At 49.3% G+C, this 7,847-nt stretch carries 7 protein-coding genes, 1 tRNA gene, 1 other RNA gene and 2 pseudogenes; 6 read left to right on the forward strand and 5 right to left on the reverse strand.

The window, feature by feature from the left end; translation table 11 throughout:
• The first annotated feature begins 136 nt into the window (after positions 1-136).
• The 3 genes from ABD915_RS07600 (at position 137) to ABD915_RS07610 (ending at position 1,143) form a co-directional block, all read left to right on the forward strand.
• Entirely contained in the window at positions 137-283 is a 147-nt protein-coding gene (locus ABD915_RS07600) for a hypothetical protein (protein WP_345117075.1), read from the forward strand.
• A gap of 390 nt (positions 284-673) precedes the next feature.
• Positions 674-832 carry a hypothetical protein gene (locus ABD915_RS07605; RefSeq protein WP_345117077.1) on the forward strand — a complete coding sequence of 53 codons (159 nt, stop codon included), beginning with the start codon at positions 674-676 and terminating at the stop codon, positions 830-832.
• A 65-nt stretch (positions 833-897) separates the two neighbouring features.
• Positions 898-1,143 carry a hypothetical protein gene (locus ABD915_RS07610; RefSeq protein WP_345117079.1) on the forward strand — a complete coding sequence of 82 codons (246 nt, stop codon included), beginning with the start codon at positions 898-900 and terminating at the stop codon, positions 1,141-1,143.
• On the opposite strand, the gene ABD915_RS07615 is transcribed toward ABD915_RS07610, so the two are convergent.
• Positions 1,122-1,196, reverse strand: a tRNA-Thr gene (locus tag ABD915_RS07615). The genes ABD915_RS07610 and ABD915_RS07615 overlap by 22 nt on opposite strands.
• A 165-nt stretch (positions 1,197-1,361) precedes the next feature.
• Between ABD915_RS07615 and ABD915_RS07620 the strand changes: the two genes are divergently transcribed.
• From ABD915_RS07620 to ABD915_RS07630, 3 genes and pseudogenes are all read left to right on the forward strand, one after another.
• Positions 1,362-1,520 (forward strand): hypothetical protein, encoded by a 159-nt coding sequence (locus ABD915_RS07620; protein WP_345117090.1) that lies wholly within the window; start codon positions 1,362-1,364, stop codon positions 1,518-1,520.
• 139 nt (positions 1,521-1,659) lie between these two features.
• A complete protein-coding gene (gene murA, locus ABD915_RS07625) occupies positions 1,660-2,955 on the forward strand; it encodes a UDP-N-acetylglucosamine 1-carboxyvinyltransferase (RefSeq protein WP_345117081.1) in 1,296 nt (431 codons plus the stop codon).
• Between the two features lie 265 nt (positions 2,956-3,220).
• Positions 3,221-3,355: pseudogene (locus ABD915_RS07630) on the forward strand (UDP-N-acetylglucosamine 1-carboxyvinyltransferase); the annotation flags it as partial.
• 2,141 nt (positions 3,356-5,496) lie between these two features.
• Here the strand turns inward: ABD915_RS07630 and ABD915_RS07635 are convergent.
• The 4 genes and pseudogenes from ABD915_RS07635 to ABD915_RS07650 form a co-directional block, all read right to left on the reverse strand.
• Positions 5,497-6,318, reverse strand: coding sequence for a TIGR00282 family metallophosphoesterase (locus ABD915_RS07635; protein ID WP_345117084.1), 822 nt, complete (start codon positions 6,316-6,318; stop codon positions 5,497-5,499).
• Positions 6,319-6,336: 18 nt separating this feature from the next.
• Entirely contained in the window at positions 6,337-6,945 is a 609-nt protein-coding gene (locus tag ABD915_RS07640; protein WP_345117086.1) for a 5-formyltetrahydrofolate cyclo-ligase, read from the reverse strand.
• 164 nt (positions 6,946-7,109) lie between these two features.
• A non-coding RNA gene (gene ssrS, locus ABD915_RS07645) (6S RNA) lies at positions 7,110-7,268 on the reverse strand.
• Positions 7,269-7,652: 384 nt separating this feature from the next.
• Positions 7,653-7,847 (reverse strand): annotated as a pseudogene (locus tag ABD915_RS07650) (hypothetical protein); the annotation flags it as partial.

The following is a 7,847-nucleotide window of genomic DNA, read 5'->3' on the forward strand; positions in this document are numbered from 1 at the left end:
ACTGTGATTATGCATGTCTCTTAAAGAGGCAATTAAAGAGGTAATTCAAAGGGGCGTGAGAAACTGTGTAAGATGAAAGATAAAAAGTGGCGTAGTGCGTGGATTCGAAGTGGGTAAATGATGTGCGGATAAAAGGATGCTGCGGGTAATGATGTGTGGAGAGGTCTGTGGGTGTGGAGGTGTTGCATGGCGTGGTGGTTGGGGGCACGGCGTGGGCTTGTGCGGAAAGGTGCGAAGGGTAGAGGGTGGCAAAGGGGAGGTTTGGGTTGAGGTTGCCTCTTGAGAGAAAGATAAGATGAAAAATACCCCGAAAAGTAAGCGAAAGAATGGGAAAGCTTCTGTGGGTAGTTGTCTGTGAAGTGGTTTCTGGTGGTTGAATGCTGATGAGGAAGAAAGTCTGTGGGTGAAAAGGGTGGAGAGGGGGAGGATGATTGGAGTAAATTTGCTCTGTTTTACGCTTGCTAACCTGTTGTTTAGAAGCGTTTCATATGGTTCTTATCAAAAGCTTCTTTATTGCTTTCTGTGTAATCGTAAAAACGGTACAGCGTAAATCTGTAAAAAGAGAAAATAAAAGGACTGTGATTATGCATGTCTCTTAAAGAGGCAATTAAAGAGGTAATTCAAAGGGGCGTGAGAAACTGTGTAAGATGAAAGATAAAAAGTGGCGTAGTGCGTGGATTCGAAGTGGGTAAATGATGTGCGGGTAAAAGGATGCGTGGGTAATGATGTGTGGAGAGGTCTGTGGGTGTGTGGAGGTGTTGCACGGCGTGGTGGTAGGGGGCACAGTGCTGAAGAGGCTAAAAAAATATCCACAGCCATGATCTATGGGTAAATGATGTGCGGATAAAAGGATGCTGCGGGTAATGATGCTGCGGGTAATGATGTGCGGATAAAAGGATGCTGCGGGTAATGATGCTGCGGGTAATGATGCTGCGGGTAATGATGCTGCGGGTAATGATGCTGCGGGTAATGATGCTGCGGGTAATGATGCTGCGGGCAACGATGCTGCGGGTAATGATGCTGCGGGTAATGATGCTGCGGGTAATGATGCTGCGGGCAACGATGCTGCGGGTAATGATGCTGCGGGTAATGATGCTGCGGGTAATGATGCTGCGGGTAAATGGTGCTGCGAGAGAGGATTGAACTCTCGACCTCTCCCTTACCAAGGGAGTGCTCTACCACTGAGCTACCGCAGCATTTTGAAACCTTCGCGCTGCCTTGTGCCATATTGTTGAAAAATAGGCAAGAGAGCATTTATGCATTCTTGAAAGAAAACCTCTCTTGTGTCATGACATACATTCCTTATAAAACAGTATCGGGGTGCTTAAAGAAAGCTCAAAACTGGCTCAAAAGGTTGCGCAATGATAATGATACAAATGCATCAAAAGCAAAAGCAAGAAAAAATGAATCATCAAGATGAAAAAGCAAAAAAACGCCAAGAGCGCCTCGCAAAACAATTGCGTGAAAACCTAAAACGCCGAAAAGAGCAAAGTCGGAAAAGAGCACAGAGTACACTCTGAAATACTTCAATTTTGTTTTTTTTATGGCGTTTTTGCAACCAAATCGTGCAAAACTTCGTTCTAAGATCAGTATTAAAAATAACTTTCCAAGGATTCGAAACCTTTGGAGGGGGAGCGCAAAGGAAAGAGTAAAGTTACTATGGATTCTATTCAAATTATCGGTGGAAAAAGCCTCAAAGGAAGTATTCCTATTTCAGGAGCAAAAAATGCTGCTTTGCCTCTTATGATTGCTGCTTTGCTTACCGAAGAAACCCTCACTTTAGAAAATGTTCCTCATCTTGCTGATGTCGAACTCCTCATTCGTATCTTGAATAATCACGGTGTTGGATATAGCGTCGAAGGACAAAAAGCAAACCGCGATTGCAACAATGCAAGAACAATCCATTTTACAGCACAAAAAATAGCCACGACACATGCACCATACGAATTGGTGAGAAAAATGCGCGCAAGCTTTTGGGTGATCGGGCCCCTCCTTGCACGTTGTGGAGAGGCTTATGTCTCTCTGCCTGGTGGATGTGCTATCGGAACAAGACCCGTCGATTTTATCCTCGAGGGACTCAAAACTTTGGGGGCACAAATTGCTATCGAAAATGGATATGTGCACGCTAAAGCTCCAAGAGGATTAAAAGGTGATGACTATCGTTTCCCTAAAGTCACTGTCGGGGGAACACATGTTTTGCTCATGGCTGCGGCAACCGCAAACGGAAAAACTGTCCTCTATAATGCTGCTTGTGAACCAGAGGTGACAAACCTTATCCGAGCTCTTAACGAAATGGGGGCAAAAATAATCGGTGAAGGAACATCAACTCTCACAATCGAGGGCGTCAAAAAACTCTCTGGGGCTAGAATACACGTGATCCCTGACCGAATCGAAGCCGGAACTTATGCTATGGCCGTGGCTATGGCCGGGGGTGATGTGTTGCTCAAAAATGCAAATCCTAATCATCTTACCCAAGTGCTCAGAGTACTCCAAAAAACCGGACTCCATATCGAAATTAAACCAGAAGGAATTCACGTTAAACGAGATCCAAGAGAAACAAAAATAACACCCGTGGATATTAAAACAGGACCTTATCCCGCTTTTCCAACCGATCTCCAAGCCCAATTTATGGCACTGATGACACGGGCTTACGGAATCTCTCAGATCACCGAAACAATTTTCGAAAATCGCTTTATGCATGTGCAAGAACTCACCCGTTTGGGCGCGCAGATAAAACTCGATGGGCAGACGGCAACCGTCTACGGAACAGAAAATCTACAAGGGGCTCCCGTGATGGCTACCGATTTACGTGCCTCCGTCTCTCTTGTTATTGCTGCATTGGCAGCAAAAGGAGAAACCATTGTCAATCGCGTGTATCATCTTGATCGCGGGTTTGAACGCTTAGAAGAAAAATTAGCACGGTGTGGTGCTAGCATTCAACGTATATCAGTTTAAACCTCCCCCTTCAGGGGGGCTTCTTTGGGGGAACTTTCTTTGAAACAGAGCTTCTCTGAGCACCTTCTTTTAAGGCTGCAGCTTTTTATGAGAAAGCTGATATCGCAGAAACTTTTTTGGGTTCTTACTTTCTTTTAAGATTACGCCTTTTAGGAAAATTTTCCTTTAGTGGAGAGCTCTTTTCAGGGTATCATGCTCGGGAGGCTTTTTGGGGAGAGTACTCCTTTTTAAGGAACCTGTTTAAGAGGCGCCTTTCAAGAAAACTGCTCAGATCACTGAAACAATTTTCAAAAATCACTTTATGCATGTGCAAGAACGCACCCGTTTGGGCGCGCAGATAAAACGCGATGGGCAGACGGCAACCGTCTACAGAACAGAAAATCTACAAGATGCTCCGGTGGCGAGGTGCTCCGGTGGTGCGGTGTTTTGGTGGCGGGGTGTCCCGGTGGCGAGGCGCTCCGGTGGCGGGGTGTTCCGGTGGTGCGGTGTTCCGGTGGTGCGGTGTTCCGGTGGTGCGGTGTTTTGGTGGCGAGGTGCTCCGGTGGTGGGGTGTCCCGGTGGTGCGGTGTTCCGGTGGCGGGGTGTTTTGGTGGTGCGGTGTCCCGGTGGCGAGGCGCTCCGGTGGCGGGGTGTTCCGGTGGTGCGGTGTTCCGGTGGTGCGGTGCTCCGGTGGTGCGGTGCCCCGGTGGTGCAGTGTTTTGGTGGCGGGGTGTCCCGGTGGTGCGGTGTTCCGGTGGTGCGGTGCTCCGGTGGTGCGGTGCTCCGGTGGCGGGGTGCCCCGGTGGCGGGGTGTTTTGGTGGTGCGGTGCTCCGGTGGTGCGGTGCTCCGGTGGTGCGGTGTTCCGGTGGCGGGGTGTTCCGGTGGTGCGGTGTTTTGGTGGTGCGGTGCTCCGGTGGTGTGGTGCTCCGGTGGCGGGGTGCCCCGGTGGCGGGGTGTTTTGGTGGTGCGGTGCTCCGGTGGTGCGGTGCTCCGGTGGTGTGGTGCCCCGGTGGTGGGGTGTTCCGGTGGTGCGGTGTTCCGGTGGTGCGGTGCTCCGGTGGTGCGGTGCCCCGGTGGTGCGGTGCTCCGGTGGTGCGGTGCTCCGGTGGCGGGGTGCCCCGGTGGCGGGGTGTTTTGGTGGTGCGGTGTTCCGGTGGCGGGGTGTTCCGGTGGCGGGGTGTTTTGGTGGTGCGGTGCTCCGGTGGCGGGGTGTTTTGGTGGTGCGGTGTTTTGGTGGTGCGGTGTTCCGGTGGCGGGGTGTCCCGGTGGCGGGGTGTCCCGGTGGTGCGGTGCCCCGGTGGTGCGGTGCTCCGGTGGTGCGGTGCTCCGGTGGCGGGGTGCCCCGGTGGCGGGGTGTTTTGGTGGTGCGGTGTTCCGGTGGCGGGGTGTTCCGGTGGCGGGGTGTTTTGGTGGTGCGGTGCTCCGGTGGCGGGGTGTTTTGGTGGTGCGGTGTTTTGGTGGTGCGGTGTTCCGGTGGCGGGGTGTCCCGGTGGCGGGGTGTCCCGGTGGTGCGGTGTTCCAGTGGCGGGGTGTTCCGGTGGCGGGGTGTTTTGGTGGTGCGGTGCTCCGGTGGCGGGGTGTTTTGGTGGTGCGGTGTTCCGGTGGCGGGGTGTTTTGGTGGTGCGGTGCTCCGGTGGCGGGGTGTTTTGGTGGTGCGGTGTTTTGGTGGTGCGGTGTTTTGGTGGTGCGGTGTTCCGGTGGCGGGGTGTTTTGGTGGTGCGGTGCTCCGGTGGCGAGGTGCTCCGGTGGTGCGGTGGTGCGGTGGTGGCTACCGATTTACGTGCCTCCGTCTCTCTTGTTATTGCTGCATTGGTGGCAAAAGGAAAAACCATTTTGCTGCATTGGCAGCAAAAGGAAAAACGATCGTCAATCGTGTGTATCATCTTGATCGCGGGTTTGAACGCTTAGAAGAAAAATGAGCACGGTGTGGTGCTACCATTCAACGTATATCAGTTTAAACCTCCCCCTTCAGGGGGGCTTCTTTAGGGGAACTTTCTTTGAAGCAGAGCTTCTCTGAGCACCTTCTTTTAAGGCTGCAGCTTTTTATGAGAAAGCTGATATCGCAGAAACTTTTTTGGGTTCTTACTTTCTTTTAAGATTATGCCTTTTAGGAAAATTTTCCTTTAGTGGAGCTCCTTTCAGGAATATTCCTTGTGAGAGACTTCTCTTTAGGGAAAGACTGTGGGGAAGCCTCTTCAGGGTTGGGCTTACCCCGCAGAGCTTATGGTGTGAACTGCACGAAGGGGAAGCAGGAACAAGCGCGAGAGAGGCACGACTGTTTACACAGATCGGCAACTGGTAGGAGAGGCGGCGTCCTTTGAGATGTGAAGAGGAAGTGAAGTGAAAAAAATCCTTTTAGAGCAAAGTGTTCTTGGATCAAGAATTTTTAGCTGGTCATCTCTTCAGGTGGGATGTCTTTTGTGGAATGCTCTTTGCAGGGTAAACCTTTGCTGAAAACCTCCCCTTATAGGACTAAAATTCGGGGAATGTGAAAAAGCCTGTTGCCAAAAAGAGCCCTACAGAGACAGCGTGCAAAGCCTAGAGACAGTATGCGAAGCGTGTTACCAAAAATCTGGAAAATCAGGCTTTAAATGCGGACCTATCCTTACCGCTGAAACCTTTTTCGCTAAACCTGTCTTGTCTGAAAGCTCAACTGCTAAACCGCAAAGCGTTGCTGGTCCTTGTGCCGGCTCATAGCGATTCTGCCTCTTCTTATGAAGAAAACGGTGTAAAGGCTCTTCCTTATCCATTCCAAGAGACGAATTATAATCCCCACACATCCCAGCATCTGACAAATAAGCCGTGCCACCTTCTAAAATTTGCGCGTCAGCCGTTGGAATATGGGTATGCGTTCCTACAATAACGCTTACACGACCATCAAGAAAATGACCAAAACATTGCTTTTCACTCGTCGTTTCTGCGTGAATGTCAAAAATAATCGCATCTACTTGCTCCATCAAAGAACAAGCGGATAAAATCTTTTCAGCCGTTTCAAAGGGATCAGCCGCTTTGCACGGCATAAAAACACTCCCCAAAAGATTTGCTACAAGAACACAAGCACCGTTCTTCGCCGTGAAAATGCCCGAACCCCTGCCAGGCACGTCTTTGGGAAAATTCGCTGGACGTAAAAAACGATCGTTCTCATGCACATAGCGCAATATCTCTTTGCATGAAAAAGCATGGTTGCCTGTCGTCACAACGTCAACACCTATCGATAAAAGATCTTGATACGTCTCCTGGGTGATGCCAAAACCACCAGACGCATTTTCTCCATTCACAACAACAAAATCAAGTTGCCATTTTTCAATCAGCTGTGGAAGTTGTTCAAAAACAACCCTACACCCCGTTGCTCCAACAATATCACCTAAAAACAAAAAACGCATGAGCGTTTTAATCACACTTTAAGGCTTTAAGAAACCTTTTTCTGTAAAAATTCCCTCTAAAACCAGATCATGTTCTGCATGCGGTATACACGAAACTTCCTGACACGAAAAACCTAAACCTAATAAATGAAGCTGATGACCTTGTTTTTCAAGTGCTTCAACAGCACGATCATAATATCCACCGCCATAACCAAGACGATGACAGTGGCTGTCAAACGCTGAAAGCGGCACAATGATAAAGTTTGGCACGACAACAGCATTTTCTGATCCAGGACCCAACGTGCCAAAGCGCATGGGTTCTAGTACGGTATCTTGCGAAAAGGCACGGAAAACCATGGTGGTCGAATCAAGTACTACTGGCAAAGCTAAACATCCGCCACGCGCCGTTACAGCTGCAAACAAAGGACGTGGGTCGCTTTCCGATTTGATCGGCCAATAGCACGCTAAAATCATTTGCGAAAAATCTTCCCCCCTTTGTTCAAGGCTCTGTAGCAAATGACAACAGGCACGATGCGAAAAAAGCTCGCGTTCTGCTGATGAGAGGGCATCGCGCTTGCATAAGCCGATCCCGCGTAATTGTGAGCGAACCGATGAAGCAGAGTGTGAGTCTTGTGTGTTTTGTGCCATTGTTCTATCAATCATTCTATAAATGGCTACAAGGTGTAACAAAGATGCAATAAAGAAAATACCTTAAACTTACAAAAGCTCTCACAAATATCGTGAAAAAATCATCGCGGTCTACTTCACGCCAAAAAGCATTATAACAACTTACTTCATTCGTGCAAAAAAAGTGGTGATCCACAACAGCCGATGGAAAAAGTTGATCCCGGGAACCTATACACTAGGTGGGTGCCATATGAAAAAGCCCACGAGCTTTATCAGGGACAGCTCCCTTGGAGATCACTAAGGTCTCAGGATATGTTATCTCCTGTCGAGCAGCGCAGAACACCATATCTTTTATAAAGCAGTTTGAGATCTTCTGCTAGATATAAAATGATGTTTAATACAATTTTGGGGGAGTATTCTCTTTATTTATTGCGCGTGCGGAAAGTGCTCTGCCTATCACGTGTGCGCGTTTTAGAGCATGATTAAACTCAAACATGGCAAGCTTAAAATCACTCCGTTGAATGTGAAGCCAAGCACACCTTGCCCAAGCTGCCGTATAAGTGAGCTGAAGTGCTAGGATATTATCAGAGTATTGGGCTCTCGTTCCTTGTTCAGGGGACTTGTTTAAAGGGCTTTATTTAAAGTTTTTTGGGGGAGAGTGTTGCTCTAAAAGTATCTGAATGCGCTTTTGAAGCTTTCGCATTTGCGGCGTGTATTCGCGTGGCTTTTCAGTGGCTTTGATAGGGGGCAGTGTTGCTGTCATGAGCGCGCTTGGAATAGGCTCTGCCTATGCGTCTGCCTATCACGTGTGCGCGTTTTAGAGCATGATTAAACTCAAACATGGCAAGCTTAAAATCACTCCGTTGAATGTGAAGCCAAGCACACCTTGCCCAAGCTGCCGTATAAGTGAGCTGAAGTGCTAG

This window comes from Bartonella jaculi, from assembly GCF_039543045.1.
GTDB classification, from domain to species: domain Bacteria; phylum Pseudomonadota; class Alphaproteobacteria; order Rhizobiales; family Rhizobiaceae; genus Bartonella; species Bartonella jaculi.

What these genes read in the sequence shown, in the direction of transcription:
- ABD915_RS07600 (WP_345117075.1), top strand. Translation starts at nt 137, where the DNA reads ATGCTGCGGGTAATGATGTGTGGAGAGGTCTGTGGGTGTGGAGGTGTT.
- murA (WP_345117081.1), top strand. Translation starts at nt 1,660, where the DNA reads ATGGATTCTATTCAAATTATCGGTGGAAAAAGCCTCAAAGGAAGTATT.
- ABD915_RS07635 (WP_345117084.1), bottom strand. Translation starts at nt 6,318, where the DNA reads ATGCGTTTTTTGTTTTTAGGTGATATTGTTGGAGCAACGGGGTGTAGG.
- ABD915_RS07620 (WP_345117090.1), top strand. Translation starts at nt 1,362, where the DNA reads ATGATAATGATACAAATGCATCAAAAGCAAAAGCAAGAAAAAATGAAT.
- ABD915_RS07610 (WP_345117079.1), top strand. Translation starts at nt 898, where the DNA reads ATGCTGCGGGTAATGATGCTGCGGGTAATGATGCTGCGGGTAATGATG.
- ABD915_RS07640 (WP_345117086.1), bottom strand. Translation starts at nt 6,945, where the DNA reads ATGGCACAAAACACACAAGACTCACACTCTGCTTCATCGGTTCGCTCA.